Below are 583 nucleotides of genomic sequence, written 5' to 3'. Positions count from 1 at the left end.
AGATGGCGGTCGGGTGGTTGTGGGTTTCCACCTTCATCAGGATGTGGGTCAGCTCGTCCGACGCTTCATACACATTGCCCTTGGTGGCGCCGCGCTGGTAGAAGCGCGAGACGGTCGCGCCCTCGATGATGGAGGAGTTGTCCGAATAGGCCACCACGGTGCCCTTGGGCGCCAGTTGGTGGGTGTTCTTGATCATGCCGAACAGCGACTTGTCCTGCTTCTCGCCGTCGATGGTCCAGTCGGCGTTGAAGATCTTGTGGCGGCAGTGTTCGCTGTTGGCCTGGGCGAACATCATCAGTTCCACATCGGTGGGATTGCGCTGGGCCTTGGTAAAGGCTTCCACCAGGTAATCGATCTCATCGTCCGACAGCGCCAGGCCCAGTTCGGTGTTGGCGCGTTCCAGCGCGGGGCATTGGATATCGTGATCCGCCACTTCATCCGTCCCGGCGACCGGGTGCTGGTCGATGAGCCCGGTTACTACATGTTGTACGGTAAGTTGAAGCTCTCCGGTGCGCGCATCGTTGGCATCCGGCGCCAGGCGGACGGCCCCGACATCGAAGCGCTGGAGCGTGAGCTGAAGGCA

Annotated in this window: 1 pseudogene; it reads right to left on the bottom strand. The window is 61.4% G+C overall.

Going from position 1 to position 583, the window contains the following annotated elements:
• Nucleotides 1-583, bottom strand: a pseudogene (locus I5W_RS01635) (phosphoribosylformylglycinamidine synthase); the annotation flags it as partial.

It is taken from the genome of Herbaspirillum sp. B65 (assembly GCF_000333555.1).
GTDB classification, from domain to species: domain Bacteria; phylum Pseudomonadota; class Gammaproteobacteria; order Burkholderiales; family Burkholderiaceae_D; genus Herbaspirillum; species Herbaspirillum rubrisubalbicans.
This window is presented reverse-complemented; position numbering and strand designations above follow the sequence as displayed.